Here is a 26,395-nt window from a genome sequence, read left to right on the forward strand (position 1 = left end):
TTGAAACACCAAGACCACGAAGGACACGAAGAGCACGAAGGCGCCGTGGGGGTGGCGGGCGTGGTGCGAGGGGTGGAGTGCGCCTTTGGCGCATTTGTTGTGGGCGCGCTTCCCGTGTCATCCCGGAAAGCCCGCAGGGCTTGTCCGGGACCCATTCGCGCCGGGCCTGCCGAACGAGGCTCCGCCCCGCCCCCAAAGCTCGACTGGCTTGATGACATGGGTGGATGCTCCCCCAGCGGGAGAGCATCTACTGAGCGTTCCTTAGTCCAGCGGGGTCCAGCGGCCGGCCTGGCCGGCGCCTTGGGCCTTGTCGCGCTTGGGGCCCTTGAACTGCGACTGGTCGATCGGCTTGGTCGAGGCGCGTTCGCCCTGGATGCGGGCGCCGTGCGGGTGGCGGTCGCCGCCGCTGGCGGCGGCCTTGGCCGGACGGTTGCGCTGCTTGCGCAGGCCCGCGGGCAGGTCGCTGCGGCCCTGCGGCTTGCGTCCGCCGCCGCCGTTGCGTCCTCCGCCGCTGCGGTCGGCGTTCTTGCGGCCGGCCTCGGCGCGTTCGGCCGCCACTTCCGGCATCGCCTGGGTCATGACGTGCAGGCCGCGGTCGTTGCGGCGGTCGAAGGACGGGATGGTCTGGCGGGTGACCTTCTGGATGTCCTTCAGCAGGTTGCGCTCGTCGTCGGCGCAGAACGCCACGGCCGAGCCGTCGGCGCCGGCGCGGGCCGTGCGGCCGATCCGGTGGACATAGGCTTCGGGCACGTTGGGCAGCTCGTACTGGATGACGTGGCTGACCGCGTCGATGTCGATGCCGCGGGCGGCGATGTCGGTGGCGACCAGGGCGCGGACTTCGCCGGCCTTGAAGGCGGCGAGGGCGCGTTCGCGCTGGCCCTGGCTCTTGTCGCCGTGGATGGCGGCGGCCTCGACGCCGGCCGCCTCGAGCGACTTGGCCACGCGGTCGGCGCCGCGCTTGGTGCGGGTGAAGACGATCACGCGCTTGAAGTCGCGCTCGGCGAACATCTCGCAGAGCAGGGCGCGCTTGCGGGCGGTCTCGACGAAGATGACCTGCTGCTTGATGCGCTCGACCGTGGTCGCCTGCGGGGTCACCGAGACCTTGGTCGGGTTGGGGCGCAGCAGCTCGCCGGCCAGCTTCTCGATCTCGCTGGGCATGGTGGCCGAGAAGAACAGGTTCTGACGCAGGCGCGGCAGGTGCTTCACGATCTGCCGGATCGGCACGATGAAGCCCATGTCGAGCATCTGGTCGGCCTCGTCGAGGACGAACATCTCGACGCCCTGGAGGGTGACGGTCTTTTCCTGCAGGTGGTCGAGCAGGCGGCCCGGCGTGGCGACCAGGACGTCGACGCCCGGGGCCATGGCGCGCATCTGGCCGCCGTACTTCACGCCGCCGAAGATCACGGCGACGCTGAGGTTCATGTGCTTGCCGTAGGCCTTGAAGCTCTCGGCGATCTGGGTGGCCAGCTCGCGGGTCGGGGAGAGCACCAGCACGCGGCAGCCGCGGCGCGGGGCCGGCTTCTTGTCGGCGGCCAGGCGGTGGATGATGGGAAGGGCGAAGGCGGCGGTCTTGCCGGTGCCCGTCTGGGCGATGCCGAGCAGGTCCTTGCCGGCCATGACGCCGGGGATGGCCTGGGCCTGGATCGGGGTCGGCTTCTCATAGCCCTCGTCGTGGAGGGCCTTGAGCAGCATCTTGTCGAGGCCGAGGTCGGTGAATTTGGTCAAACGAGTGTCTTTCACGGATGCGCCGAGTGCGGCCGCTCGCAGGCTGCGAGGGTCGCGAAGACGCGGGTCATTTGTGGAAAGCCCCCGCGTGGCGGGGCGATCTATGCGATCTCTTCAGGGCGCTCGACAGCTGGGTCCGAAGTGGCTGGAACCATCACGCGGCTGGAGCGCCGATAGCGCCACGAATGTTGCGGCGCAGCAGGGATATGACCGGTAGGCTGCGGAAAGTCAAGTTTGGCAAGGGATTGAGTCCGCCGATGATCGAACTGCCCGATGATCTGCCGCTGACCGAGCGCCACGCGGTGCGCGTCGTGGTCCGTGACGCGGCCGGCCGCATCTTGCTGTTCCGCACCCGCGACGTCACCGCGCCCGAGCAGGGAGAGTGGTGGGAGCTGCCGGGCGGGGGCATCGATCCGGGCGAAACCTATCTGGACGCGGCGCTGCGCGAGCTGAGGGAAGAAACCGGGATCGCTGCGCGGTCCGATCAGGTCGGGCCCCCGCTGTGGCGGCGTACGGCGACGTTCCGGTATCGGCAGGCGCGGCGGTTGCAGCACGAGGTCGTGGTCGAGGTCGCCCTGGACGGCGCTGGCCCGGCGATCGACGACGCCGGCCGCCTGGACTACGAAAAGGAGGACTACACCGACTTCCGCTGGTGGCGGCCGGACGAGATCCGTTCGCATCCGGGCCGCTTCTATCCCGGACGCCTGCCGACGCTGCTGGAGACGTTCCTGGCGGGCGAGGAAATCGACGAGCCGTTCGAGCTCTGGTCCTGAACGCCGCTTGCATTCCCCCGCGCATCCCGCGAGGAAGCAGGCATGTCCGACACCAAGCGCATGGTCCTCGTCGCCGCGGCGGCGCTCATCGATTCCGACGGGCGGGTGCTGATCTGCCAGCGGCCGCCGGGCAAGCAACTGGCCGGGCTGTGGGAGTTTCCGGGCGGCAAGGTCGAGCCGGGCGAGACCCCCGAGCAGTGCCTGATCCGCGAGCTGGACGAGGAGCTGGGGATCCAGGTCTCGCACGCCTGCCTGGCGCCCTTCGTGTTCGCCAGCCACACCTATGAGGACTTCCACCTGCTGATGCCGCTCTATCTGGTGCGGCGATGGGACGGGTTCGTCACCGCCAAGGAGCATTCGGGGATCGCCTGGGTGAAGCCGGTCAAGCTGGCCGACTATCCGATGCCGCCGGCCGACGCGCCGCTGGTGGCGTGGCTGCGCGACCTGGTCTGAGCGCATGAAAAAGGCCCGCGGTGAGCTCGGATCACCGCGGGCCTCTCAGAGCCGAAGCTAGCTAGTCTTCGACGAGGTCCAAACGCAGGCTGTGCACTGGACGCTTCAAAGTTGAGCGCGAGTCCGAAGGCGACGCCAGCGCGATATTCCGCGCCGGCTAGGGCGAAATGTCGCACCAGGGGCGCGGCCCGGCCTTTTCGATAAGGCGGACGTCGGTTGCGGGTAGGCGCAATAAGGCTAACTTATTCCGATGCCGACCCTGCGACAGCTCCGCTACCTGACCGCCCTGGCCGATGAGCGCCATTTCGGGCGGGCGGCGGCGGCGTGCCATGTGACGCAGCCGGCGCTGTCCATGCAGATCCGCGACCTGGAGGCCGAGCTCAACCTGGTGCTGGTCGAGCGCGGGCGAACGGGGGCGAGCCTGACCGACGAGGGCGTGGCCCTGGCCGAGCGCGCCCGCGCCCTGATCGCCGGGGTCAGGGACCTGGAGGACTTCGCGCGCGAGCGGCGCGGCGCGCATTCGCGGCGGCTGTCGCTGGGCGTGATCCCGTCCGTCGCGCCCTATCTGCTGCCGACGATCCTGCCGGTGCTGCAGGCGGCGATCCCGGACCTGGAGCTGAAGGTGCGCGAGACGCAGACGGCGCAACTGCTGACCGAGCTGGCGGCCGGGGAGCTGGACGCGGTGATCGCGGCGCTGCCGCTGGCGGGCGAGGGGATCGAGGCCGCCCCGCTGTTCGACGACCCGTTCCTGCTGGCCAGCCCGGCCGCCGCGCCGCTGGCCGCCGAGGACCCGCGCAGCCTGCCGTCCGAGCGGCTGCTGCTGCTGGAGGAAGGCCATTGCCTGCGCGAGCAGGCGCTGGGCGTCTGCGCGATCAGCGACCTGTCGACCTTCGGCGCCACCAGCCTGACGACGCTGCTGCAACTGGTGGCGCACGGCCAGGGGGTGACCCTGCTGCCGCAGATGGCGGCGAGGGACATCGCAGATCCGCGCATCGCGCTGGCCCGGTTTCCCGAGCCGCAGCCGAAACGGACCATCGCCATGGCCTGGCGCGCGGCCTCGGCCCGCAAGAAGCAGCTCAAGGACATCGCCGGGCGGATCAGGACGGCGGTCGCCCATGACGACTGAGGCCTGGCTGGCGCGGTTCATGGCGGCCGAGCGCCTGCCCGAGCGCTATGCGCAGGTGGTGCGCGACGTGGCCGCGCCGCTGGCCGGGAAGATCGCGGCGGCGGGGCGGCCCGGCGGGATCGTGGTCGGGATCTGCGGGGCCCAGGCCAGCGGCAAGTCGACCCTGACCGCGGTGCTGCGCCGGCTGCTGGAGGAACGCGGCCTGACGGTGGCGCTGTTCTCGCTGGACGACCTCTACCTCACCCGGGGCCAGCGCCAGGCGCTGGCGCGGGAGGCGCATCCGCTGCTGGCGGTGCGCGGGGTTCCGGGCACGCATGACGTGGCCCTGGGCGCGCGGCTGCTGGCGGAGCTGCGCCGACCCGGGCTGCACGAGCTGCCGGCGTTCGACAAGGCGCGCGACGATCGCCGCGAGGCCGGGACGGCCTTTGCGGGGCCGGCGGACGTGGTGCTGTTCGAGGGCTGGTGCGTGGGGGCCGCGCCGCAGCCGCCGCAGGCCCTGGCCGCGCCGGTCAACGCGCTGGAGGCCGAGCGCGACCCCGACGGCGTCTGGCGGCGATACGTCAATGCGGCCCTGGCCGGCCCCTACCAGGCGCTGTTCAGGGCGCTGGACCTGCTGATCCTGCTGCAGGCGCCGAGCTTCGAGGTGGTGCTGGACTGGCGGATCGAGCAGGAACGCAAGCTGCGCGAGCGGCTGGCGCGCGAGGGCGGCGACGCCTCGCGGGTGATGAGCGACGCGCAGGTCGGCGCCTTCATCGCCCACTATGAGCGGCTGACCCGCTGGATCCTGGAGGAGATGCCCGGCCGGGCCGACCTGGTGGTGGCGCTGGACGCAGAGCGGCGGCCCAGCCTGCGGGCATGAAAAAGGCCGCCCCGGCGAACCGGGGCGGCCCTTCGAAAGGCGCTGGCCCGGCTCAGGCGGCCGGTTCGGCGTTGAGCACCGTGGTCAGGCGCGCGCGCAGGGCGGAGTCCTTCTGCACGGCGGCCGACATGTCGTTGTACTTCTGCGGCGAGAGGCCGCTGGCCTGCACGGCCGCGCCCATCTTGCCGATCATTTCCTTCTGGATCTCGGCCTTGGTCGGGCCGTCGGCGCCGGCCAGCTTGGGGGTGTATTCGCCGTTGATCTTCTGGATCTCGGCCATGGCCGAGCCGAAGGCCATCAGGTCGGCGTCGGAGAAGCCGCCCGCCGCAGGAGCTTCGGCGGCCGGAGCGGCTTCAGCGGTCTGGGCTTGAACGGAAGTGGCGGCGACAGCGGCGCCGATCAGGCCGGCGGCCAGGATAGCAATACGCATATAGGGGGTTCCTGTAGTCGTTTAGGGTCGAGCCAAGGGCGACTTAAAACGCACAGATGGCCAAAAAGCGACCCGGCTTGGCCGTGTATGGCGTCGAACGCGCCCGGCGCCCAGGTTTGACGCAGCTAGTCCTCTTCCCGCGGCAGCGGGTTCTCGACCACGCCCAGGGCGTCGGCCAGGCGCATCTTGGCCGAGCCGGGCTTGAGGGGCTTCTGCTGGCTGGGGTCGGGCGCCCAGCCGGTCAGGGTCAGGATCTCGAAGGTGGCGGGCACGCGGCCGTCCGGCTCGGCGAAGCGCTCGGCGTAGATCTCGCAGGCGCGGGCGAGGACCCGGCGGGTCAGGGGCTTGGGGTGGCGCTCGGCCAGGACGCTGGTCTCGCCCATGGCGCGCAGGTCGGCCAGCAGCTTCAGCGGGTGGGCGTAGCGGACAGTGACGCGGTCGACGTCGGCCACCGGCAGGGCGAAGCCCGAGCGCTGCAGCAGGCCCGCGGCGTCGTAGGGATCGGCGAAGGGCGAGACGCGGGGGCCGGCGCCGCCGGTCAGCTCGGCCTCGGCCGCCAGCAGCGACTGGCGCAGTTCGGTCAGGGTCGCGCCGCCCAGCAGCGAGCCGATGAACAGGCCGTCGGGCTTCAAGGCGCGGCGGATCTGGATCAGGGCGCCGACCACGTCGTTGGTCCAGTGCAGGGCCAGGGTCGAGACGACGAGGTCGAGCCCGCCCGGCGCGAAGGGCAGGCGCTCCTCGTCCGCCACCAGGCGCAGGCCGGGGCGGCCCGACAGCATGCGCGGCGAGAGGTCGGCCTCGACCAGGACGCCGACGCGTCCGGCCGCGTCGCTCCTAGCCAGGAACCGGGCGAAGTGGCCGTTGCGCGCGCCCAGATCGACGGCGCGCGGGAAGTCGCGCATGATCGCTTCGAGGCGGACGACGGCGTCCTCGGCGGCGCGGGCCTTCAGGAAGTCGGCGGCGGCGTAGCCGGGGGCTGCGCGGTCCAGGCGGGCGCGGAGCAGGTCGCGGTCGAAGAGGCGGGGCGGGGCGGACATGGGCTTTCTAGATGGCGATGCGGACGCCCGGTGGAAACCCGGGCCGCGCGCGAAGGCGGCGGTTCGTACCGCGCTGGACCTGCTTTTCCCACCCCAATCGCTCGACGGCGGCGCGCTGGCGATGAGCGAGGGCCTGAGCGCGCAGGCCTGGAGCCGCATTCCGTTCATCGACGGGCCGCTGTGCGACGGCTGCGGAACGCCGTTCGAATACGACCTGGGCGCGGGGGTGCGCTGCGCCGACTGCATGGCCAGGCCGCGGGCGTTCGCGCGGGCGCGGGCCGCCTGTCTCTATGACGAGACCTCGCGCGGGCCGATCCTGCAACTGAAGCACGCGGACCGCACGGACCTGGCGCCGCTGTTCGCGCGCTGGATCAGCCGCTCGGCGCGCGACCTGCTGGGGGAGGCCGACGCGATCGTCCCGGTGCCGCTGCACCGCTCGCGCCTGCTGGGCCGGCGCTACAACCAGGCCGCCGAGATGGCGCGGCCGCTGAGCCGGCTGTCGGGCGTGGCCTATCTGCCCGACGCGCTGGCGCGGGTGCGGGCCACGGCGCCCCAGGGCGGCAAGTCGGGGAGCGGGCGGCGCCGCAACGTGGCGGCGGCCTTCGCCGTGCCGCCGGGCAAGGCCCGGCTGGTGGCGGGCAGGACGATCCTGCTGATCGATGACGTCATGACCACCGGCGCCACCCTGGAGGGCTGCGCGCGGGCCTTGCTGGCCGCCGGCGCGCTGCGCGTGAATGCCGCAGTGGTCGCGAGGGTTAAAGAAGCCTCAAGCCGTTCCATATAGAACGGACCCGTCCCCCATCCGCATCAGACGAGCCATGGCCGAAGTCACCATCTACACCAAGCCCTATTGCCCCTACTGCATCCGCGCGGTGTCGCTGCTGGAGAAGAAGGGCGTGGCGTTCCAGGAGATCGAAGCCGCCTTCGATCCCGAGAAGCGCCAGGAGATGGTCCAGCGCGCCAACGGCCGGGCGACCTTCCCGCAGATCTTCATCGGCGATCGCCATATCGGCGGCTGCGACGACATGATGGCGCTGGAGTACGACGGCAAGCTGGACGCGCTGCTGGCCGCCTAGCAGAGGCGTATGCGTCAGACGCTTGAGCAAGCCGCTCGGCTGACCTATCGGGTAGGGCCATGACCATACGCGTCGGCCTGATCCAGACCAGAACCCCCGCCAGCCACGCCGCGGCGCTGGCGCATGTGACGCCGCTGATCCGGCAGGCGGCGGGCGAGGGCGCCAGTTTCATCGCCACGCCCGAGGGGACCAACATCCTGCAGCGGGACAAGGCGGCCCTGGCGCCGCAACTGAGCCTGCTGGAGGACGACCCGGTGGTGCGCGAGCTGCAGGCCCTGGCCGCAGAGCTGGGGGTGAGCCTCCTGGTCGGTTCGGCGCTGGTGAAGCGGGCGGACGGCAAGGCCGCCAACCGCGCGGCGCTGATCGATCCGCAGGGCGCGATCAGCGCCACCTACGACAAGCTGCACATGTTCGACGTCGACCTGCCGACCGGCGAGAGCGCCCGCGAGAGCGAGACCTATGAGCCGGGCGAGCGGGCGGTGGCGGCGCGGGCCGGCGAGCTGAAGCTGGGCCTGACGGTCTGCTACGACGTGCGTTTTCCGGCGCTCTACCGCGCCCTGGCGCTGGCCGGCGCGGAGGTGATCGTGACGCCGGCGGCGTTCACGCGCCCGACCGGCGAGGCGCACTGGGAGACGCTGCTGCGCGCGCGGGCGATCGAGACCGGCAGCTTCGTTCTGGCCCCGGCCCAGGGCGGCTTCCACGAGGACGGCCGCGGCACCTGGGGGCGGACCCTGGCCATCGGCCCGTGGGGCGAGGTGCTGGGCAAGCTGGACCACGACGAGCCGGGCGTGCTGATCGCCGACCTGGACCTGGCCGCCGCGGCCAAGGCGCGGGCGGCGATCCCGGCCCTGCCCAATGCGCGGGCCTTCGAGGCGCCTATATCCATCCTATGATCCGCTATGCGCTCATCTGCGAGCACGCCCACGAGTTCGAGGGCTGGTTCGGCTCGTCCGCCGACTTCGACGACCAGTCCGCACGCGGGCTGGTCGCGTGCCCGGTCTGCGACACCACGGCGGTCGGCAAGCAGATCATGGCGCCGTCGGTGGCGGGCACGAAGAAGACCGCCTCGCCCGACCTCTCGCCGCAGATGCGCTCGATGGTGATGGAGGCGATGGGCAAGGTGCGCGCCCACGTCGAGGAGAACTTCGACTATGTCGGCGACGCCTTCGCCGGCGAGGCGCGGGCCATCCACGAGGGACGCTCGGAGGATCGCGGCATCTATGGCGAGGCCAGCCCGGCCGAGATCAAGGCGCTGAAGGCGGACGGCGTGCCGATCGCGCCGCTGCCGCCGGCGGCGCCGAAGAAGTCGGACGTGAACTGACGCCCCATGCGGCTGACAGCTCCCCCAGAGGGGGAGCATCTTAGGCCTGCGCCATTGCGGCGGCGCCTGGCGCCCCATAGGCTCGCGCCCAGTTCATGGGGAGCGTCAATGATCCGTATCTTCACCGCCGCCGCCTTGGCGGCCGCCGCCGTCGCCTCGCCTGTGCTGGCGCAGGACCCGCGTCCCGACCAGTTGGCCTTCCGCGAGCTCTACAAGGAGCTGATCGAGATCAACACCACCCTGTCGGCGGGCAGTTGCACCGCCGCCTCGGAGGCGATGGCCGCGCGGCTGAAGGCGGCGGGGTTCGCCGACGAGGACCTGAAGATCATCGTCCCGCCGGACCGGCCCAAGGACGGCAACCTGGTGGCGACGCTGAAGGGGACCGACGCCAAGGCCAAGCCCATCCTGCTGCTGGCCCACATCGACGTGGTCGAGGCCAATCGCGCCGACTGGGAGCGCGACCCGTTCAAGCTGGTCGAGGAGGACGGCTTCTTCTACGCTCGCGGAGCCAGCGACGACAAAGCCCAGGCGGCGGTCTGGACCGACGCCCTGGCCCGCTACAAGACCGAGGGCTTCAAGCCGCGCCGCACCCTCCGCATGGCGCTGACCTGCGGCGAGGAGACGCCCGACACCTTCAACGGCGTGCAGTACCTGATCAAGAACCACCGCGAGCTGATGGACGCCGCCTTCGTGCTGAACGAGGGCGCGGGCGGGCGGCTGGATGCGCAGGGACAGCGCGTCTCGCTAGGCGTCCAGGCCGGCGAGAAGGTCTATCAGGACTACACCCTGGAAGTGACCAATCCGGGCGGGCACTCCTCGGCGCCGGTGCGCGACAATGCGATCTATCACCTGTCCCAGGGCCTGGCGCGGCTGGGCGAGTACGACTTCCCGGTGAAGCTCAACGAGGCGGTGCGGGCCAACTTCCTGCAGATGGCCAAGATCGAGGGCGGGCCGATGGGCGAGGCGATGGCCGCCGTCGCCAGGGACCCCTCCGACGCCGCGGCGGTGGCGAACGTGGCGCGCGATGCGGGCCGCAACTCGATGATGCGGACCACCTGCGTGGCGACCATGGTCGACGCCGGCCACGCGCCCAACGCCTTGCCGCAGCGGGCGCGGGCCAATGTGAACTGCCGGATCCTGCCCGGCGAGGGCGTGGAGGCCACCCGCGAGACGCTGATCAAGGTGCTGGCCGATCCGGCGATCAAGGTGACCACGGTCGGCGAGCCCAGCCCCGTCCCCCCGCCGCCGGCGCTGTCCCGGCAGATCATGGGACCGGTGGAGAGCGTCGCGGCCAGGCTGTGGCCGGGCGTGCCGGTGGTTCCGGTGATGGCCACCGGCGCCACCGACGGGCGGTTCCTGAACGCCGTGGGCGTGCCGACCTACGGCCTGACCGGCTTCTTCAGCGAGCTGGGCGGCAACGGCGCGCACGGCCTGAACGAGAAGCTGCGGGTGCGCTCGCTCTATGAGGGCCGCGACTTCCTCTACGAGGTGGTGAAGCTCTACGCGAACCAGAGGTAGGGTTCATATGGGTGTCATCCCGGTTTCGGCGCAGCCGAAGACCGGGATCCATGAACACCTGATGGCGGCGGTGGTCCTGCTGACTCGGCGCGAATGGGTCCCGGTCTTGCTTCGCAAACCGGGATGACACGCGGTGGCGAGATCAGAACGTCTTCCTGAGGCCCAGCGACATCACGTAGCCGGCGCCTTCGACCTCGCCGCGCAGGCGGGTGGTGGTGGCCGCCGCGGTGCCTTCGTAGAAGGCCGTGTCGTGGTGGATGTCGGAGTTGGCGAAGTCGATATAGGCCAGGGCCGCGTCGAGCTTCAGGCCGTCCAGCACCGTGGCGGTGGCGCCGACGCCGTAGAGCCAGCGGTCGCCGTCGGGAACCCGGGCGGTGCGGTCGCTGTCGGGCGTCGGGGTCGGGTCGTACTGCACGCCCGCCCGCAGGGTCAGCCTGTCGCTGACGGCGTAGTCGAGGCCGACGCCGCCTGAGGTCACGTCCTCGTAGCCCTGGAACAGGGTCTCGCCGCCGCCGCCGGAGAACTGCACGTCGATGGCCTCGAACTCGCCCCAGCCGATCCGCTGGACCTGGGCGTTGAGGGCCAGCCGGTCGGTGGCCTGCCAGCGGGCGCCGAGGGTGGCGATCCAGGGCGTGGTGAAGCTGGCCGAGCCGCCGACCTGGCGGTTGACCGGGGCCAGCGGGCCGACGAGGCCGGCGACCAGCACGTCGCCGTCGAGGTCGTGGTCCATGGCCGAGCGGTAGCTGGCGCCCAGGGTCACCGGGCCGAGATAGGCCTGTGCGCCCACGGTCCAGCCGAAGTCCCAGCCGTCGCCGCTGAGCTGGGAGACGCCGTCGGCCAGCAGCGGCGAAAGGTTTGGATAGGCGGTCTGCAGCTTGGCGTCGGTGTACTGGGCGTCGACGCCGACCCCGACGTCGAGCCAGTCGGTGACCTTCATCGCGCCGGTGACCTGGATGTCGGCGGTGGTCAGCCGCGAGGTCAGGGCGTCGTACCGGGCCCAGGAGGCGTTGCGGTATTCGGTGGTGAAGTTGAAGGGGGCGGCGACCGAGAGGCCCAGGGCGAAGCGGTCGCCGATCGGGGCGGCGATGGCGAAGTTGGGCGCGACGCCGTTCTGGATGGGATTGGGCGCGCGCGGCTCGCCCTGCACCGGCAGGGTGAGGCCGTTCGGATAGGTGATGGTCGAGCCCTGGTCGGTCACGCTGGCGTCCACGAACACGGCGTGCAGGCCGACATAGGCCTCGCGGCCGGAGCGGGCGATGGCGGCCGGGTTCCACCACAGGGACGAGACGCCCTGGTCGGCGACCTCGCCGGAATAGGCGCGGCCGGTCCCCTTCACGGACTGCTCCTGGAGGTAGAAGCCGGCGGCGTGCGCCTGGGTGGACAGGAGGGCGGTTGCGGCCGTGGTCGCCGCCAGAATCGTCAGCCGGATCATGGGAAGCTCGTCTTTCGGGGAGGAAAGGTCCGCGCGCGGATCGGTCGCTCCACAAACCCCGCAGGCCGGCCTTGGGTTGCAGAACGCCGCTTGCCAAGGCGGGGTGTTCGGGCCACAACTCGTTAAATTGGCATGGAGTCTGTCATATGTCTGGATCGCATGGCGCAGCGAAGGTCGGGCGCACCCTGGCCGACTCCGTCCCCTATTGGCCGCCGAAGGTGAAGCCGCCGGCCGGCTCGCCCAACATCCTGGTGGTGCTGTTCGACGACGTCGGGTTCTCGGATTTCGGCTGCTACGGCTCGCCGATCAGGACGCCGACCATCGACGCCCTGGCGGCCGAGGGGCTGCGCTATACCGGCTTCCACACCACGGCGATGTGCTCGACCACGCGCGCGGCGCTGCTGACCGGCCGCAACCACCACTCGGTGGGGATGGGCTGCCTGGCCAATTTCGACAGCGGTTTCCCCGGCTATCGCGGCAAGATCGCCAGGGAGGCCGGGACCTTGCCCGAGATCCTGCGCGGCCAGGGCTATGGGACCTACATGGTCGGCAAGTGGCATGCGACGCCGGTCAACCAGACCGGGGCGGCCGGGCCCTATGACGGCTGGCCGCTGGGCCGGGGCTTCAACCGCTACTACGGCTTCATGGACGCCGAGACCGACCAGTTCTCGCCCGAGCTGGTGCGCGACAACACCCCGATCGACCCGCCGGGCGGCTACCGCGACGGCTATCACCTGACCGAGGACCTGGTGGACGAGAGCATCCGCTTCGTCGCCGACCACATCGCCGACGCGCCCGACCAGCCGTGGCTGCTGTGGCTGGCCCTGGGGGCGTGCCACGCGCCGCACCAGGCGCCGATGGACATCATCCGCAGCTATGACGAGGTGTTCGAGGCCGGCTGGGACGTCGAGCGCGAACGGCGGCTGGAACGCCAGAAGGCGTTGGGGATCGTGCCGCCCGACACCCAGTTGCCGCCGCGCAACGACGGGGTGAAGCCCTGGGCCGAGCATTCGCCGGAGGAGCAGCGGGTGTTCACCCGCCTGCAGAGCGCCTTCGCCGGGATGCTGGACCACGCCGACCGGCACCTGGCGCGGCTGGTGGCCTTCCTCGAGGAGGCGGGGGTCAAGGACGACACCCTGATCCTGGTGCTGTCCGACAACGGCGCCAGCCAGGAGGGCGGGCCGCTGGGCTTCGTCAACGCCATGGGGCCCTACAACATGAAGTTCGAGCCGATGGCCGAGAAGCTGGCCCGGATCGAGGACATCGGCGGTCCCGACAGCCACTCGAACTTCCCGCATGGCTGGGCGCAGGCCTCGAACACGCCGCTTAGGCGCTACAAGCAGAACACCCACGGCGGAGGCATCCGCGACCCGCTGGTGATCTCCTGGAAGAACGGCATCGCCGCGCGCGGCGAGACGCGGGGCCAGTTCGCCCATGCCTGCGACCTGATGCCGACCCTGCTGGAGGTGCTGGGCATCACCTCGCCCGAGGTCATCGCCGGGGTCCCGCAGATGCCGATGGAGGGGGAGAGCTTCGCCGCCTCGCTGCGCGACGCCGCCGCGCCGGCCAAGGCCTCGCCGCAGTATTTCGAGATGTTCGGCCACCGCGGGCTCTGGAAGGACGGCTGGAAGGCGGTGGCGTTCCATCCGCCCGGCGCGGCCTTCGACCAGGACGTCTGGGAGCTCTATCACCTGGACGCCGACTTCTCGGAGACGCAGGATCTGGCCGAGCGCGAGCCCGAGCGGCTGAAGGCGCTGGTCGACGAGTGGTGGGCGCAGGCCGAGCGCTGCAACGTGCTGCCGCTGGACGACCGGTTCGGGCCGCGCTTCGCCGAGAACGCCCTGCGCCACCAGGGCGCGCGCAAGCGGTTCGTGTTCCACAAGGGCATGGGCCACGTGCCGGGCGACTGCGCGCCGGACGTGCGCTCGCGCTCCTACTTCATCGAGGCCGACGTCAACCTGGCGGCGGGCGACGAGGGCGTGCTGATCGCGCACGGCGACGCGACCAGCGGCTATTCGCTGTTCGTCCGGGACGGGCGGCTGCATCACACGCTGAACGTCGGCGGGTTGCGGGCGACGGTCAGTTCGCAGGACGAGATCCCGCCGGGCCGGCGGCGGTTGGGCGTGCAGTGCCTGCAGGGCGACGGGCGCCGCTTCATCCTCAGCATCGACGGCCAGCCGGCCGGCGAGATGGCGACGCACCTGGGGTTCATGACCCTGATCTCGTGGTCGGGCCTGGACATCGGCCGCGACCGCGGCAGCGCCGTGGGCGACTATGCCGAGCCCTTCCGGTTCACCGGCGCCCTGCGGACGGTGAGCGTGACCATGGACGCCGACCAGGCCCTGGACGGCGACGCCGTCGGCGCGGCGGAGCTGGCGCGCCAGTAGGCGGCGGAGGCGAAGACCACCGGCTGTCTCGGGGCGAAACCCGATTGCGCATGCTCAATGCGGTGACGATGTTCCTGGAGAAGAACAACCCGCCGGGCTGATTTCGGGAGCCGCCCTGTTGTGTGGCGATTTCGCCACACTACATCCCGTCGAGGCGAGGCCGTGCTTGATGAAGGCGGCCGCGCCAATCCGCCTATCGAGGGGAACGCATGAACATCGATCTCTATTCCGACCGCGCCAAGCAGGCGATCCAGTCGGCCCAGAGCCTGGCGCTGGCGCGCAGTCACCAGCAGCTCGGTCCCGAGCACCTGCTGAAGGTTCTGCTTGAAGAAAAGGACGGCCTCAGCCGCGCTCTGATCCAGAGCGCTGGCGGGCGCCCCGACGAGGCCGACAAGGCCGTCGACACCTTGCTGGCCAAGCGCCCGAAGGTCGAGGGCGGCTCGGGCCAGCTCTACATGGCGCCGGAGACGGCGCGGGTCTTCGCCGCGGCCGAAACCGGCGCGAAGGCCGGCGGCGACGCCTTCGTCACCACCGAGCGGCTGCTGATCGCCATCGCCAAGGAAGGCGGGGAGGCGGCCAAGGCCCTGAAGGACGCCGGCGCCAACGCCGCGGCCCTGGAAGAGGCCGCCAAGGCGATGCGCAAGGGCAAGACCGCCGACAGCGCCTCGGCCGAGGAAGGCTATGACGCGCTCAAGCGCTATGCCCGCGACCTGACCCAGGTGGCCCGCGACGGCAAGCTCGACCCGGTGATCGGCCGCGACGAGGAAATCCGCCGCACGATCCAGGTGCTGTCGCGCCGCACCAAGAACAATCCCGTGCTGATCGGCGAGCCCGGCGTCGGCAAGACCGCGATCGTCGAGGGCTTGGCCCTGCGCATCGTCAATGGCGACGTGCCCGAAAGCCTGAAGGACAAGCAGCTCCACGCGCTGGACATGGGCGCGCTGATCGCCGGGGCGAAGTATCGCGGCGAGTTCGAGGAACGCCTGAAGGCGGTGCTGAACGAGGTCACCCAGGCCGAAGGCTCGATCATCCTGTTCATCGACGAGATGCACACCCTGGTCGGGGCCGGCAAGACCGACGGGGCGATGGACGCCTCCAACCTGCTCAAGCCCGCCCTGGCGCGCGGCGAACTGCACTGTGTCGGCGCCACCACGCTGGAAGAGTACCGCAAGCACGTCGAGAAGGACGCGGCCCTGGCCCGTCGCTTCCAGCCGGTGTTCGTCAGCGAGCCGACCGTGGAGGACACCGTCTCGATCCTGCGCGGGCTGAAGGAGAAGTACGAGGTCCACCACGGGGTGCGCATCTCCGACAGCGCCATCGTGGCCGCCGCGACCCTGTCGAACCGCTACATCGCCGACCGCTTCCTGCCCGACAAGGCCATCGACCTGATCGACGAGGCGGGCAGCCGCGTGCGGATGGCGGTCGATTCCAAGCCCGAGGAACTGGACGAGATCGACCGCCGGATCGTGCAGCTCAAGATCGAGCGCGAGGCGCTGGCCAAGGAAACCGACGCCGCCTCCAAGGCCCGGCTGGAGAAGCTGGAGGAGGAACTCGACGACCTGGAAGGCCAGTCGGCCGAGATGACCGCCCGCTGGCGCGCGGAAAAGGAAAAGGTCGGCCAGGCCGCCCAGGCCCGCGAGGCCCTGGACCGGCTGCGCGCCGAACTGGTGACCGCCCAGCGCCGCGGCGACCTGCAGCGGGCGTCCGAGATCGCCTATGGCGAGATCCCGCAGCTCGAGCGCCGCCTGGCCGAGGAGGAGGCCGCCGCGGCCGAGAACCCGGTCAGCCCCGAGGTGGTCGACGCAGAGCAGATCGCCGCCGTGGTCAGCCGCTGGACCGGCATCCCGGTCGACAAGATGCTGGAAGGCGAGCGCGAAAAGCTGCTGGCCATGGAGGACGCCCTGCGCAAGCGGGTGGTCGGCCAGGAGGAAGCGCTGGTCGCGGTGTCCGACGCGGTGCGCCGCGCGCGCGCCGGCTTGCAGGACCCCAACCGCCCGATCGGCTCGTTCCTGTTCCTGGGCCCCACCGGCGTCGGCAAGACCGAGCTGACCAAGGCCCTGGCCGGCTTCATGTTCGACGACGAGAACGCCATCACCCGGATGGACATGAGCGAGTACATGGAGAAGCACTCGGTCAGCCGCATGATCGGCGCGCCTCCCGGCTATGTCGGCTACGACGAGGGCGGGGCGCTGACCGAAGCGGTGCGGCGGCGGCCCTACCAGGTCGTGCTGTTCGACGAGGTCGAGAAGGCGCACCCGGACGTGTTCAACGTGCTGCTGCAGGTGCTGGACGACGGGCGCCTGACCGACGGCCAGGGCCGCACGGTCGACTTCCGCAACACCATCCTGATCATGACCTCGAACCTGGGGTCGGAGTTCCTCGCCAGCCAGGGCGAGGGGGATGACGTCGAGGACGCGCGGCCGATGGTGATGGACGTGGTCCGTCGCCACTTCCGGCCCGAGTTCCTGAACCGGATCGACGAGATCATCCTCTTCAAGCGGCTGGGCCGCGCGGAGATGGACAACATCGTCGGCATCCAGCTTCAGCGGGTCGAGAAGCTGCTGGCCGACCGGCGCATGTCGATCGTGCTGGACCCGGCGGCCATGCACTGGCTGGCCGACAAGGGCTACGACCCCGTCTACGGCGCGCGGCCGCTCAAGCGCGTGATCCAGAAGGAGCTGGTCGATCCGATCGCCCGCAAGCTGCTGGCGGGCGACCTGGAGGACGGCTCGGTCATCCAGGTCGGCGCCAGCGCCGAGGGCCTGGAGATCGGACGGGCCAAGGTCCACTAAGGCGAACGCCCCGGAGAGCGATCTCCGGGGCGTTCTTCATTCGTCCAAGGATGGCGATACGGGAACTACAGCTCGACCTTCACCGCGCGGCCGCCGCGGATTTCGACGCGGCGCATGACGGCGATGTCGGGGCCCTCGCCGCCGACCGGCTTGGCCACGGTGATCACGTACCAGGCGCCGTTGGCCAGGCCCGAGAAGCTGAAGGCGCTGCCCGCGTCGCAGACCGTGCGCTTGACGAAGGCCGAATAGTCGCCGCTGGGGGCCGAGGGCGTGCGGGCGCGGACCTCGTCGGCCGGCAGGGCGGCGCGGTCGGCCGAGGTGTAGAGGATGCTCATCCGCCGCCGCGTCCAGGGCGTCTCGGGCGTCAGCACCACGCCCGCGCCGGTGCAGGAGTAGCGGGTCTGGCCGGCCTTGTAGGTCAGGCGGCCGTCGACGCGGCCGGGGCCGGGAACGGCGGACCACGAGAAGTCCTCGGCGCGGAACACGCCGGCGCTGGCCGGGCCCGATCCGGGCGGCGGAGGCGGGGGCGGGCCCAGGGTCGGAGCGCAGGCGGCGACGAACAGCAGGGCGGCGGAAGCGGAGATCAGGCGAATAGGTGACATGGCGCGCGCACATTACGCATCCGGAAGCCCCACCGCCAAGGGTTAACCCCTAGTCGTCGCCCCGGACCTTGCCGCGCATGGCCTTGACCCCGCCGCGGCGCACCTTGGTTTCCACCCGGCGTTTCTTGGAGGCGAGGGTGGGCCGGGTCTTCTTGCGGGGCGGGGGCGGCGGCTCGGCGGCCTTGCGGATGAGTTCGAGCAGGCGCTCCTGGGCGTCGGCGCGGTTGCGCTCCTGGGTGCGGAAACTCATCGCCGTCAGCACCAGCACGCCGTCCTGGGTGAGCTTGCGCCCGGCCAGCCGCATCAGCCGCACCGCCACGTCGTTGGGCAGGGACGGCGAGCCGCGCACGTCGAAGCGCAGCTCCACGGCGGTGGAGACCTTGTTGACGTTCTGGCCGCCGGGGCCGGCCGAGCGGATGAACCGCTCGGTGATCTCGTCCTCGGAGATGCTGATGGTGGGGGTGACTTCGATCACCGGCCTTAGCCGGCGCGGCAGGCGGCGCAGCGGCCGCGGGCTTCCAGGGTGATGGTGGCGACCTGGTAGCCCGCCGCCTCGGCGGCGGCGAGCTGGGCGGTGAAGTCCGGCTCGAATTCCTCGGCCGCGCCGCAGCAGTCGCAGATCAGGAAGGCGGCGCGGTGCTCGGCGCCGTCGATCCGGCACGGGACGTAGGCGTTGAGGCTTTCGATGCGGTGGGCGAAGCCCAGGCGCTCGAGGAACTCCAGGGCGCGGTAGACGGTCGGCGGCTTGGCCGGTTCGCCGTGGGCGCCGAAGGCGGCGATCAGGTCATAGGCCTTCTGCGGGCCGTCGGCCTCCAGCAGCAGTTCCAGCACCCGCCGGCGCGGGGTGGTCAGGCGCTCCTGGGTGGCGGCGCAGCGGCTCTCGGCCACGCCGAGCGCGTGGCTCAGGGCATGACCCTTCAGCCCCGGATGCGCGCCGTCCGCATGATGACATTCGGTTCCCATGACCCCTGGCTACCTGCCTCTCGCGCGCCCGGCAAGCAAAGCCGCTTGACGGGCGGTTATGTTATCTCATAACGGTCTCTGTTATTTCGTAACAGGGCGGGGCGGATTCAAGTCCACCGCCATCAGTATGCCCGAGGCGTTCCCATGACCAAGACCCACCTTCTCGCCGCTGCGGGCGTCGCCGCGCTGACCGCCGGATCGGCCCACGCCGAGGCGCCCAAGGAGGTGTCCGAGTTCGTGGTCACCGCCGCGCCCTATGTGGTTTCCATGGATTCGGTGACGACCAGCGTCGAGGTGATGAAGCGCGACGACCTGGACGCCGCGCCGTCGGCGGGTCTGGGCGACGTGCTGGCCGGCCTGCCGGGCGTGCGCTCGACCTTCTTCGGGCCGGGGGCCAGCCGCCCGGTGATCCGCGGCCTGGCCGGGCCGCGGGTGCTGGTGCTGAGCAACGGCGTGGGCATGATCGACGCCTCGGCGCTGTCGCCCGACCACCAGGTCGCCAACGACCCGCAGGAGGCCGAGCGGATCGAAGTGCTGCGCGGCCCCTCGGCCCTGGCCTATGGCGGCTCGGCGATCGGCGGCATCGTCAACATCATCGACGACCGCATCTCCAGCAAGAAGGTCGAGGGGGTGCACGGCCGGCTGCTCGCGTCCGGCACCAGCGTGGACGAGGGCTCGGCGGTTTCGGCCTCGGTCAAGGCGGGCGTCGGCGGCTGGGTGTTCAGCCTGGACGGCCTGCACCGCGAGAGCTCGGACTACGACATTCCCTCGCCGGCGGAGTCGCGGCGGTTCATGGCCGCCGAGGGCGAGGAGTACCTGGGCAAGGAGCCCTCGAGCGTCGCCAACACCGCGGTCGAGCTGAACGCCTATGGCGGCGGCGTGTCCTATGTCGGCGACAAGGGTTTCCTGGGCGTGGCGGTCAAGCGCACCGACACCACCTATGGCGTGCCCGGCCACACGCACGAGGCCCACGACGACCATGATCATGACCATGAGGACGAAGAAGGCGAAGAGGGCGGCGTTCAGATCGACCTGAAGCAGACCCGTTACGACCTGCGCGGCGGGCTCAATCTCGACCTCGGCCCGTTCGACCAGTTGAAGGTCTCCGCCGGCTATGCGGACTATGAGCATGTCGAGCTCGAAGGCGGCGAGGTGGGCACCCAGTTCCTGTCCGAGGGCTGGGAAGCGCGCGCCGAGCTGGTGCAGAAGGCGCGCGGCGGCTGGCAGGGCGCGGTCGGCCTGCAGGCCCTGTCGCGCAAGCTCGACGCCAACGGCGACGAAGCCTATGTGCCGTCGACCGAGACGCACGAGCTGGGCGTCTTCACCCTGCAGCGCCTGGACAACGACGCCTGGGGCGTCGAGGGCGGGTTGCGCCTGGACCGGCGCGAGCTGGAGACCGACGCGGCCTCGCGCGACTTCACCAACGTCTCGGCCAGCATCGGCGGCTTCCTGCGGCCAGCCGAGGGCTGGTTCCTGGGGCTGTCGGCCTCGCGGACCGCGCGGGCGCCGACCGAGGCGGAACTGTTCGCCGACGGCGCCCACGCCGCCACCCGCGGCTTCGAGGTCGGGAACCCCGACCTGGACTCCGAGGTCTCGTACTCGCTGGATGCGACCGCGCACTATGGCTCGGGGCCGTGGGAGATGGACCTGCACGCCTTCGCCGTGAAGTACGACGGCTTCATCGACCTGCGGGCGAACGGCGAGGTCGACGAGGAGAGCGGCTTCGCCATCTTCGACTACGTGCAGACCGACGCGACCTTCTATGGCGCCGAGGCCGAGATCTCGTACCGGCTCTGGCAGGACGGCGAGCGCAGCTTCAGGCTGGAAGGCGCGGCCGACTACGTGCGCGGCGATACCGACCTTGGCCCGCCGGCCCGCATTCCGCCGTGGTCGGCGACCGGGCGGGCGGTGTTCGACGGCGGCTGGTGGACGGGCAAGCTGGAGCTGCGCCAGGTGGGCGAACAGGACCGCGTCGCCGAGTACGAGCTGCCTACGGACGGCTACCGCGTGCTGAACGTCTATCTGTCGGCGGCGCCGTTCGCGGACCGCAAGCTGCGGCTGTTCCTCGAGGGTCGGAACCTCAACGACGCCGAAGCGCGCGAGCACGCCTCGTTCCTCAAGGACCTGGCCCCGCTGCCGGGCCGCAGCTTCCGCATGGGCGTCGGCTACAGGTTCTGATCCCCAAACGAAAAACCCCTCCCGCGAGGGAGGGGCTGATCGCATTTCTCCATGGCTCGTCATGGCCGGGCCGGCGGGTCCCGGCCATCCATGGACATCGGGCCTTGCCGAAAATCGCCGGTGCGTATGGATCCCCGGCACGCATGCGCGGCCGGGGATGACGATCGGAGGCCTGGCGCAAGGATGACGGCATATGGCCGCTTTTCCTCCCCTGCGAAGCGGGGAAGGAAAAATAGGGCGACCTCCCCCAGGGGGAGCATCCAGGTCGGTTTCGCGCGGGCTCCTAGGCTTCCTCGGTCTCGTTGGAGGAAGCTTCGCCGCCTTCGAAGCTGCGCGGGGCGCGGCGGCGGCGGGCCTTGGGTTTCTCTTCGCCCTCGGCGGCGGCCGGAGCCTCGGCTTTGGGGGCGCGGGGCGTGCGCGGGGCCTTCAGGAAGGCCGGGGCGTGGCTTTCGCCGCCGTCCTCGTCGCGCAGCACGGGCGAGGCCTTGTCCTCGACGGGGACCAGCGGCGCGGCCTTGGGTTCGACCACGGCCAGCGGGTCACGCTCGGGACGGTCCTGCCGCTCGGCGCGTTCCGGGCGTTCGGGGCGATCCTCGCGGTCGCGGCGGCCTTCGAAACGCTCGCCGCGCGGACGCTCGTCGCGATCGCGGCGATCCTCGCGCTCGGCCCGCGGACGGTCGTCGCGGGGGCGGTCGTCGCGCGAACGCTCGTCACGCGGCCGATCGTCGCGGGGGCGCTCATCACGGGGCCGATCGTCGCGAGGCCGGTCGTCACGGGGACGCTCGTCCCGATCGCGATAGCGGTCGTTGCGGTCGCGGTTGCGGCCTTCGAAGCGATCGTTCCGCGGGCGGTCGTCGCGCTCGCGGGGACGCTCGTCGCGTTGACGGTCCTGGCGATCGTCACGGTCGCGCCAGCGCTCGCCGCGGGCCTGCTGGCCTTCGCCTTCGCCGCCTTCGGAACCTTCAGCCTCGCCGGCCGCCGCTTCGGCTTCCGCCGCCGCCTGGGCGCCGCTCTCGTCCTCGAAATCGATGTCGAGGCCGCCGGAATAGGTGTCGCGGCCAAGGATTTCGGCGGCGGGCTTGGTCGGCTGCATGGCGCGCACGGTGCGGAAGTAGTGCTCGGCGTGCTGCAGGTAATTCTCGGCCAGCACGCGGTCGCCGGACGACGAGGCGTCGCGAGCCAACTGCTGGTACTTCTCGAAAACGTGCTGGGCGTTGCCGCGCACCTTCACGCCGTCAGGGCCGTTGGAGTCGAAGGCCCTGTTCGCGTTCTGCTGCTGAGGCTTTCCGCCGCCGCCACCGCCACGATTGCGGCCGCGCTGGCGCTTCATACCCTTGAAATCTCTCATTCGTTGTGTCCGCCGCCGCTTCGGTCTCGCCGGTAAGCGCGCGGTCTATCCTCTCGCCTTGATCGGGCATTCTCGCCCGTAAGTCCGTGTTGAAGACGTAAGTGTTCTCCGTCGTCCGCCCTGACCTTGAGGCGCGAGACACGCTAAGCCTGCGCGCCTGCCGGAGCGGTTGTACGTCCTGACTTCTCAGGGCGTCCTCAACCTCGAGCACCGGCGAATTGGGTGGAGACGAGATAAAGACTTAGCGATTCACTTGCGGGTTTCCAAGGGGTTTTTCACGCCCACCACGACACGGTCGTGAGTAGACAAATCCTTGATCGTCCAGACTTCACTGCCGCCGGCGGCCGTGAACAGGGCCTCGACCGGCTCCTTCTGGTCGTAGCCGATCTCCACGGCGAACAGGCCGCCGGGCTTGAGCACGCGCATGATTTCCGGGGCCAGATGGCGATAGGCGTCCAGGCCGTCGTCGCCGCCGTCGAGGGCGATGCGCGGGTCGAAGTGCTTCACCTCGGGGTCGAGGGTCTCGATCACCTTGCTGGCGATATAGGGCGGGTTGGAGACGACGACGTCGAAGCTGGCGTCCTGCAGGCCGGCGGTCCAGTCGCCGCGCGCGAAGGCGACGCGGCCCGCCAGGCCGAGGTTGGCGGCGTTCTCGCGCGCCACGGCCAGGGCCTCGTCGGAGATGTCGGTGGCCAGGCCCTTGGCGGCGGGCCGCTCGGCCAGGATCGAGAGGATGATCGCGCCCGAGCCGACGCCGAGGTCGAGGATGTCGAAGGCCATCTGCTCGGGGAACTGCTTGAGCACGTAGTCGACGATGACCTCGGTCTCCGGGCGCGGGGTCAGCACGTCGGCGTTGACCGCCAGCATGACCTTCCAGAAGCCCTTGCGGCCAAGGATGTGGCTGACCGGCTCGCGCCGCTCGCGCCGCGAGACGTAGTCGGCCAGGCGCGCCTCCTGCTGCGGCGTCAGGGCGCGGTGGGGATCGGTGACGATGTCGGCCCGGGTGGCGTCGGCGGCGGCCTCCACCAGCAGGCGCGCGTCGATCACCGGCCCCGTCAGGCCCACGGCTTCCAGCCGAGTCTTGGCCGACTGCCAGGCTTGCAGGAGGGTGAGCGTCATGCGGCGGGCTCCAGGGACGGCATGGTGGCGGCGTCGCCGACCGTGATCCGTCCCGAGTCGGTAACGTGGACATAGATGCCCAGGTTCATGTGCCCATAGTTGTCGAAGAGCGCCTTGACCACATCCATGTCGCGCTCGGCCGTGGTCGGGTTCACGTGGGTGGCGGCGCAGCGCACGATCGGCTTGAACACCTTGGCGCGGGCGAAGCCGACCATCAGTTGGCGGCCCTCCCACCCGTTCTCGACCCAGGCCGGCCAGCCTTCGACACAGAGGTTGCCGCGGAAGCGCAGCGGATCGACGGGGCGGCCGATCCTGGCCTCCAGGTCGCGGACGCTGGCCATGTTGATGATCGAGACGTGGCCCTGCGGGTGGTCCATGAAGCGGTGGCCCGGCGCGTCGATGACCTTGAGGTCGCCGCGGACCTCCTCGTCCAGCAGCGCGGTCAGCCAGGCCTCGAAGGCCGCGCGCCCTTCCGGCTGCAGCAGGGAGCCCTGGAAGTCCGGATGGCCGGCGGCGGCGGCGGTGAGGACGCCGCTCGCCTCGTCGTAGCGGGTGCGGGCCTTGGCCACCTGGGCGATGGCCATGAGCACGGTGAACTTCTGCTTGGGGATGTAGCCCGGCGCGGCCGGATCGAAGCCCGAGGGGCCGTTCTCCACCGCGTAGAGCCGGTCGCACGGGAAGGGGCCGCCGGCGGTGAGCTCGGCGTGGTCCAGGCGCTCGGGGGTGAAGCCTTTCACCGGATGGCGATAGAGCGCTGCGATGTGGCCGGTCATGAAGCCTTGATCCCCAGGTCTGTCGGCGAACTGGCGAAGTCTTCGCATAGTCGCGCCCGCGCCGGTAGCTGCCCGCGGCGCGGAACGCTGGCAAGATCGGGGTGTTCCAGCCTGTCTGGGGCGGCGAGGAAAGGGTGCGGATGTCCGAAGGGAAGGATCGATCGGCGTGGGACCGCGCCGTGGGGATCTTCTGGCGCGCGGCGCCCTGGGTCGGACTGGTCGCCATGACCGAGCTTTGGCGGCGCAGCCACCAGCGGGTCCGCGGCCGGCTGAGCGTCGATGCGATCGCCACGCCCGAGGCGTTCGCCGCCGCCGAACCGCGCCGCGGCCGCACCGCCCGCGGGCCGCATGCGATCCCGCCGCTGGGCTGGAAGGACATCGCCTGGCGCACCTATCAGGAGATCGGGCGCGACCGGCTGCCCTCGGTGGCGGGCGGGGTGACCTTCTACACGCTGCTGGCGCTGTTCCCGGCCATGGGGGTGTTCGTCTCGCTCTACGGGCTGATCGCCGACGTCGGGGCGGTGCAGGCGCAACTGGACAGCATGGCCAGCGTGTTCCCGGCCGAGGTCATCAACATCGTCGGCGAGCAGATGCTGCGGCTGGCCAGCCGGCCCTCGGCGACGCTGTCGGCGGCGTTCGTGGTCAGCCTGCTGCTGTCGGTGTGGTCGGCCAACGCCGGGATGAAGGCGCTCTTCGACGGGCTGAACATCGCCTATGACGAGGAGGAGAAGCGCAACTATTTCACGCGGATCGCCCTGACCTACGTCTTCACCTTCGGGGCGCTGCTGTTCCTGGTGGTGATGTGCGCGGTGCTGGTCGCAGCCCCGATCGTGTTCGAGGCCCTGGGGCTGGAGGAGCTGGCGCTGGTCTGGATCCCGCTGCGCTGGCTGATCCTGCTGGCGATGGCGGCCGGGGCGTTCGGGGTGATCTATCGCCACGCGCCGTGCCGGGCGCGGGCGCGCTGGCGGTGGGTGAGCGTGGGCGCGGTGCTGGCGGCGGTGTTCTGGCTGGTCGGGTCGCTGGGCTTTTCCTGGTACCTGAACAACATCGCCCACTACGACGTGACCTACGGTTCGCTGGGCGCGGTGGTGGCCTTCATGACCTGGATCTGGTTCTCGGTGATGGTCGTGCTGGTGGGCGCCGAGATCAACGCCGAGATCGAGCACCAGACGGCGCTGGACACCACCATCGGTCCGGCCAGGCCGATGGGCGAGCGCGGCGCGGCCATGGCCGACAGCGTCGGCCTGGCGTTCCACCTGGACATCTCGAAGATCAAGGACAAGGCCGTGAGCGACAGCCTGCGCCAGGCCGAGCGGGTGCGCAGCGCGCTGCGCCGCTAGTTGAACTCGTCTTCCAGCGCGGCCAGGCGCGCGGCCTGGTCCTCGGCGATCAGCGGGTCGATCACGTCGTCCAGCGCCTCGCCCTCGATGATCTTGGCGAGGTTGTAGAGGGTCAGGTTGATCCGGTGGTCGGTCACCCGGCCCTGCGGGAAGTTGTAGGTGCGGATGCGCTCGGAGCGGTCGCCCGAGCCGACCTGGCTCTTGCGGGCGTCGGCGCGAGCGGTGTCGAGGGCCTCGCGCTGCTGGTCGTAGAGCCGGGCCTGCAGCACCTTCAGGGCGCGGGCGCGGTTCTGGTGCTGCGACTTCTCGGACGAGGTGACCACGATGCCGGTCGGCAGGTGGGTGATGCGCACGGCCGAGTCGGTCTTGTTGACGTGCTGGCCGCCGGCCCCGGACGAGCGATAGGTGTCGATGCGCAGGTCCGCGTCGCGGATCTCGATCTCGACGTCCTCGACCTCGGGCAGCACCGCGACGGTGGCGGCCGAGGTGTGGATGCGGCCGCCGGCCTCGGTCTCGGGCACGCGCTGGACGCGGTGGACGCCGCTCTCGAATTTCAGCCGGCCGAACACGCCGTCGCCGGTGATCGAGGCGACGATTTCCTTGTAGCCGCCGACCTCGCCCTCGGAGATCGAGTCGATCTCGACCCGCCAGCCGTGGTTCTGGGCGTAGCGCTGGTACATGCGGAAGAGGTCGCCGGCGAAGAGGGCGGCCTCGTCGCCGCCGGTGCCGGCGCGCACTTCCAGGATGGCCGAAGCGTTCTCGTCCTTGTCCTTGGGGGCCAGCAGCAGGGCGACCTCGTGCTCCAGGCCCGGCAGGCGCTCGTTCAGGGCGGCCAGTTCGTCCTGCGCCAGGGCGGCCATCTCGGCGTCGCCGGCCTTGGCCATCTCCTCGAGCTCGGGCAGCTCCTCGCGGGCGCGGGCCACGGCCAGCACCGCGTCGGCGACCGGCTTCAGCTCGGCGTGCTCCTTGGACAGGCGCACGATCTCGGCGCCGTCGGTGGCCGCGCCCATGCGCGCCTCGATCTCGCGGAAGCGGTCGAGGACCTGATCCAATCTGGCCTGGGGGAGACGCACGGGGTTCCAGTCGCTGGTGAGTGAAGGGACGCTTCTCTAGCCTCCCCGCGGCCCGCCTCCAACGAAAAAG

24 protein-coding genes are annotated in these 26,395 nt (G+C 70.7%); 13 read left to right on the forward strand and 11 right to left on the reverse strand.

Features of this window, described 5'->3' with window-relative positions; genetic code table 11:
• Positions 1-261: 261 nt before the first annotated feature.
• A complete protein-coding gene (locus RTL41_RS05695) occupies positions 262-1,725 on the reverse strand; it encodes a DEAD/DEAH box helicase (protein ID WP_312162241.1) in 1,464 nt (487 codons plus the stop codon).
• Between the two features lie 257 nt (positions 1,726-1,982).
• Between RTL41_RS05695 and RTL41_RS05700 the strand changes: the two genes are divergently transcribed.
• The 4 genes from RTL41_RS05700 (at position 1,983) to RTL41_RS05715 (ending at position 4,936) form a co-directional block, all read left to right on the forward strand.
• Entirely contained in the window at positions 1,983-2,498 is a 516-nt protein-coding gene (locus RTL41_RS05700) for an NUDIX domain-containing protein (protein ID WP_312162243.1), read from the forward strand.
• 42 nt (positions 2,499-2,540) lie between these two features.
• The gene (mutT, locus tag RTL41_RS05705) at positions 2,541-2,951 is read left to right on the forward strand and encodes an 8-oxo-dGTP diphosphatase MutT (RefSeq protein ID WP_312162244.1); all 411 of its coding nucleotides are present in this window, start codon (positions 2,541-2,543) and stop codon (positions 2,949-2,951) included.
• A 250-nt stretch (positions 2,952-3,201) separates the two neighbouring features.
• Positions 3,202-4,077 (forward strand): LysR substrate-binding domain-containing protein, encoded by an 876-nt coding sequence (locus RTL41_RS05710; RefSeq protein WP_312162246.1) that lies wholly within the window; start codon positions 3,202-3,204, stop codon positions 4,075-4,077.
• Positions 4,067-4,936: a kinase gene (locus RTL41_RS05715; protein WP_312162248.1), complete on the forward strand. Its 870-nt coding sequence runs from the start codon at positions 4,067-4,069 to the stop codon at positions 4,934-4,936. Before RTL41_RS05710 ends, RTL41_RS05715 begins: the two co-directional genes overlap by 11 nt.
• 52 nt (positions 4,937-4,988) lie before the next feature.
• Here RTL41_RS05715 and RTL41_RS05720 read toward each other — a convergent pair whose 3' ends face one another.
• Both RTL41_RS05720 and RTL41_RS05725 read right to left on the reverse strand, forming a co-directional pair.
• On the reverse strand, positions 4,989-5,366 hold the full coding sequence (locus RTL41_RS05720) for a DUF4168 domain-containing protein (RefSeq protein WP_312162251.1): 378 nt from the start codon (positions 5,364-5,366) through the stop codon (positions 4,989-4,991).
• A 125-nt stretch (positions 5,367-5,491) separates the two neighbouring features.
• Positions 5,492-6,403, reverse strand: a complete 912-nt coding sequence (locus RTL41_RS05725; protein WP_312162253.1) for a methyltransferase domain-containing protein — start codon at positions 6,401-6,403, stop codon at positions 5,492-5,494.
• Here RTL41_RS05725 and RTL41_RS05730 point away from each other — a divergent pair.
• The 5 genes from RTL41_RS05730 (at position 6,402) to RTL41_RS05750 (ending at position 10,318) form a co-directional block, all read left to right on the forward strand.
• Positions 6,402-7,187, forward strand: coding sequence for a ComF family protein (locus tag RTL41_RS05730; RefSeq protein WP_312162255.1), 786 nt, complete (start codon positions 6,402-6,404; stop codon positions 7,185-7,187). The two genes, RTL41_RS05725 and RTL41_RS05730, sit on opposite strands and share 2 nt — an antisense overlap.
• Positions 7,188-7,221: 34 nt before the next feature.
• Complete coding sequence (grxC, locus tag RTL41_RS05735) at positions 7,222-7,479, forward strand: glutaredoxin 3 (protein ID WP_312162257.1); 258 nt, start codon at positions 7,222-7,224, stop codon at positions 7,477-7,479.
• Between the two features lie 59 nt (positions 7,480-7,538).
• Positions 7,539-8,372, forward strand: coding sequence for a carbon-nitrogen hydrolase family protein (locus RTL41_RS05740; RefSeq protein ID WP_312162258.1), 834 nt, complete (start codon positions 7,539-7,541; stop codon positions 8,370-8,372).
• Positions 8,369-8,800 (forward strand): DUF1178 family protein, encoded by a 432-nt coding sequence (locus RTL41_RS05745; RefSeq protein WP_312162261.1) that lies wholly within the window; start codon positions 8,369-8,371, stop codon positions 8,798-8,800. The genes RTL41_RS05740 and RTL41_RS05745 overlap by 4 nt, the downstream gene beginning before the upstream one ends.
• A 108-nt stretch (positions 8,801-8,908) precedes the next feature.
• On the forward strand, positions 8,909-10,318 hold the full coding sequence (locus RTL41_RS05750; RefSeq protein ID WP_312162263.1) for a M20/M25/M40 family metallo-hydrolase: 1,410 nt from the start codon (positions 8,909-8,911) through the stop codon (positions 10,316-10,318).
• 142 nt (positions 10,319-10,460) lie between these two features.
• Here RTL41_RS05750 and RTL41_RS05755 read toward each other — a convergent pair whose 3' ends face one another.
• Positions 10,461-11,750 (reverse strand): outer membrane protein transport protein, encoded by a 1,290-nt coding sequence (locus tag RTL41_RS05755; RefSeq protein WP_312162264.1) that lies wholly within the window; start codon positions 11,748-11,750, stop codon positions 10,461-10,463.
• A 146-nt stretch (positions 11,751-11,896) separates the two neighbouring features.
• On the opposite strand from RTL41_RS05755, the gene RTL41_RS05760 reads away from it, so the two are divergent.
• Both RTL41_RS05760 and clpB read left to right on the forward strand, forming a co-directional pair.
• Positions 11,897-14,137: an arylsulfatase gene (locus RTL41_RS05760; protein WP_312162265.1), complete on the forward strand. Its 2,241-nt coding sequence runs from the start codon at positions 11,897-11,899 to the stop codon at positions 14,135-14,137.
• 209 nt (positions 14,138-14,346) lie between these two features.
• Positions 14,347-16,929: an ATP-dependent chaperone ClpB gene (clpB, locus tag RTL41_RS05765; RefSeq protein ID WP_312162267.1), complete on the forward strand. Its 2,583-nt coding sequence runs from the start codon at positions 14,347-14,349 to the stop codon at positions 16,927-16,929.
• A gap of 65 nt (positions 16,930-16,994) precedes the next feature.
• Here clpB and RTL41_RS05770 read toward each other — a convergent pair whose 3' ends face one another.
• The 3 genes from RTL41_RS05770 to RTL41_RS05780 are packed head-to-tail and all read right to left on the reverse strand — an operon-like array spanning position 16,995 to position 18,494.
• A complete protein-coding gene (locus RTL41_RS05770) occupies positions 16,995-17,531 on the reverse strand; it encodes a hypothetical protein (protein WP_312162269.1) in 537 nt (178 codons plus the stop codon).
• Positions 17,532-17,580: 49 nt separating this feature from the next.
• Positions 17,581-18,006, reverse strand: a complete 426-nt coding sequence (gene arfB, locus RTL41_RS05775; RefSeq protein ID WP_312162271.1) for an alternative ribosome rescue aminoacyl-tRNA hydrolase ArfB — start codon at positions 18,004-18,006, stop codon at positions 17,581-17,583.
• 5 nt (positions 18,007-18,011) lie between these two features.
• Entirely contained in the window at positions 18,012-18,494 is a 483-nt protein-coding gene (locus tag RTL41_RS05780; protein WP_312162272.1) for a Fur family transcriptional regulator, read from the reverse strand.
• Positions 18,495-18,638: 144 nt separating this feature from the next.
• Between RTL41_RS05780 and RTL41_RS05785 the strand changes: the two genes are divergently transcribed.
• Complete coding sequence (locus RTL41_RS05785; RefSeq protein WP_312162273.1) at positions 18,639-20,672, forward strand: TonB-dependent receptor; 2,034 nt, start codon at positions 18,639-18,641, stop codon at positions 20,670-20,672.
• 283 nt (positions 20,673-20,955) lie between these two features.
• Here RTL41_RS05785 and RTL41_RS05790 read toward each other — a convergent pair whose 3' ends face one another.
• The 3 genes from RTL41_RS05790 to RTL41_RS05800 form a co-directional block, all read right to left on the reverse strand.
• Complete coding sequence (locus tag RTL41_RS05790) at positions 20,956-22,020, reverse strand: DUF4167 domain-containing protein (protein ID WP_312162275.1); 1,065 nt, start codon at positions 22,018-22,020, stop codon at positions 20,956-20,958.
• Between the two features lie 249 nt (positions 22,021-22,269).
• Positions 22,270-23,139, reverse strand: coding sequence for a peptide chain release factor N(5)-glutamine methyltransferase (prmC, locus tag RTL41_RS05795; protein WP_312162277.1), 870 nt, complete (start codon positions 23,137-23,139; stop codon positions 22,270-22,272).
• Complete coding sequence (locus RTL41_RS05800) at positions 23,136-23,912, reverse strand: MOSC domain-containing protein (protein ID WP_312162279.1); 777 nt, start codon at positions 23,910-23,912, stop codon at positions 23,136-23,138. Before RTL41_RS05800 ends, prmC begins: the two co-directional genes overlap by 4 nt.
• 140 nt (positions 23,913-24,052) lie before the next feature.
• Between RTL41_RS05800 and RTL41_RS05805 the strand changes: the two genes are divergently transcribed.
• Positions 24,053-25,252, forward strand: a complete 1,200-nt coding sequence (locus RTL41_RS05805; protein ID WP_312162281.1) for a YihY/virulence factor BrkB family protein — start codon at positions 24,053-24,055, stop codon at positions 25,250-25,252.
• Here the strand turns inward: RTL41_RS05805 and prfA are convergent.
• Positions 25,249-26,325, reverse strand: coding sequence for a peptide chain release factor 1 (prfA, locus tag RTL41_RS05810; protein WP_312162282.1), 1,077 nt, complete (start codon positions 26,323-26,325; stop codon positions 25,249-25,251). The genes RTL41_RS05805 and prfA overlap by 4 nt on opposite strands.
• Positions 26,326-26,395 lie beyond the last annotated feature (70 nt).

It is taken from the genome of Phenylobacterium sp., assembly GCF_031984885.1.
Classification (GTDB): domain Bacteria; phylum Pseudomonadota; class Alphaproteobacteria; order Caulobacterales; family Caulobacteraceae; genus Phenylobacterium.

Excerpts from the sequence above, each read along its gene's own strand:
- RTL41_RS05700 (WP_312162243.1), top strand. The coding sequence starts at position 1,983 with ATGATCGAACTGCCCGATGATCTGCCGCTGACCGAGCGCCACGCGGTG.
- mutT (WP_312162244.1), top strand. The coding sequence starts at position 2,541 with ATGTCCGACACCAAGCGCATGGTCCTCGTCGCCGCGGCGGCGCTCATC.
- RTL41_RS05710 (WP_312162246.1), top strand. The coding sequence starts at position 3,202 with ATGCCGACCCTGCGACAGCTCCGCTACCTGACCGCCCTGGCCGATGAG.
- RTL41_RS05715 (WP_312162248.1), top strand. The coding sequence starts at position 4,067 with ATGACGACTGAGGCCTGGCTGGCGCGGTTCATGGCGGCCGAGCGCCTG.
- RTL41_RS05720 (WP_312162251.1), bottom strand. The coding sequence starts at position 5,366 with ATGCGTATTGCTATCCTGGCCGCCGGCCTGATCGGCGCCGCTGTCGCC.
- RTL41_RS05730 (WP_312162255.1), top strand. The coding sequence starts at position 6,402 with ATGGGCTTTCTAGATGGCGATGCGGACGCCCGGTGGAAACCCGGGCCG.
- RTL41_RS05725 (WP_312162253.1), bottom strand. The coding sequence starts at position 6,403 with ATGTCCGCCCCGCCCCGCCTCTTCGACCGCGACCTGCTCCGCGCCCGC.
- grxC (WP_312162257.1), top strand. The coding sequence starts at position 7,222 with ATGGCCGAAGTCACCATCTACACCAAGCCCTATTGCCCCTACTGCATC.
- RTL41_RS05740 (WP_312162258.1), top strand. The coding sequence starts at position 7,539 with ATGACCATACGCGTCGGCCTGATCCAGACCAGAACCCCCGCCAGCCAC.
- RTL41_RS05745 (WP_312162261.1), top strand. The coding sequence starts at position 8,369 with ATGATCCGCTATGCGCTCATCTGCGAGCACGCCCACGAGTTCGAGGGC.
- RTL41_RS05750 (WP_312162263.1), top strand. The coding sequence starts at position 8,909 with ATGATCCGTATCTTCACCGCCGCCGCCTTGGCGGCCGCCGCCGTCGCC.
- RTL41_RS05755 (WP_312162264.1), bottom strand. The coding sequence starts at position 11,750 with ATGATCCGGCTGACGATTCTGGCGGCGACCACGGCCGCAACCGCCCTC.
- RTL41_RS05760 (WP_312162265.1), top strand. The coding sequence starts at position 11,897 with ATGTCTGGATCGCATGGCGCAGCGAAGGTCGGGCGCACCCTGGCCGAC.
- clpB (WP_312162267.1), top strand. The coding sequence starts at position 14,347 with ATGAACATCGATCTCTATTCCGACCGCGCCAAGCAGGCGATCCAGTCG.
- RTL41_RS05770 (WP_312162269.1), bottom strand. The coding sequence starts at position 17,531 with ATGTCACCTATTCGCCTGATCTCCGCTTCCGCCGCCCTGCTGTTCGTC.
- RTL41_RS05780 (WP_312162272.1), bottom strand. The coding sequence starts at position 18,494 with ATGGGAACCGAATGTCATCATGCGGACGGCGCGCATCCGGGGCTGAAG.
- RTL41_RS05785 (WP_312162273.1), top strand. The coding sequence starts at position 18,639 with ATGACCAAGACCCACCTTCTCGCCGCTGCGGGCGTCGCCGCGCTGACC.
- RTL41_RS05790 (WP_312162275.1), bottom strand. The coding sequence starts at position 22,020 with ATGAGAGATTTCAAGGGTATGAAGCGCCAGCGCGGCCGCAATCGTGGC.
- prmC (WP_312162277.1), bottom strand. The coding sequence starts at position 23,139 with ATGACGCTCACCCTCCTGCAAGCCTGGCAGTCGGCCAAGACTCGGCTG.
- RTL41_RS05800 (WP_312162279.1), bottom strand. The coding sequence starts at position 23,912 with ATGACCGGCCACATCGCAGCGCTCTATCGCCATCCGGTGAAAGGCTTC.
- RTL41_RS05805 (WP_312162281.1), top strand. The coding sequence starts at position 24,053 with ATGTCCGAAGGGAAGGATCGATCGGCGTGGGACCGCGCCGTGGGGATC.